Genomic DNA, 239 nt, shown 5'->3' with positions numbered 1-239 from the left:
TGCTGGCAACTAAGATCAAGGGTTGCGCTCGTTGCGGGACTTAACCCAACATCTCACGACACGAGCTGACGACAACCATGCACCACCTGTCTCCTCTGTCCCGAAGGAAAGGTCTATCTCTAGACCGATCAGAGGGATGTCAAGACCTGGTAAGGTTCTTCGCGTTGCTTCGAATTAAACCACATACTCCACTGCTTGTGCGGGTCCCCGTCAATTCCTTTGAGTTTCAGTCTTGCGAC

General features: G+C 51.9%; 1 rRNA gene. It reads right to left on the bottom strand.

The features are described 5' to 3' along the window. Nucleotides 1-239 (bottom strand): 16S ribosomal RNA (locus PV403_RS25405); the annotation flags it as partial.

The sequence above is a fragment of the Paenibacillus sp. GYB006 genome (genome assembly GCF_036577645.1).
Taxonomy (GTDB): domain Bacteria; phylum Bacillota; class Bacilli; order Paenibacillales; family Paenibacillaceae; genus Paenibacillus.
Note: the sequence above shows the minus strand (reverse complement) of the source record. Positions and strands in the feature narration are given on the sequence as shown.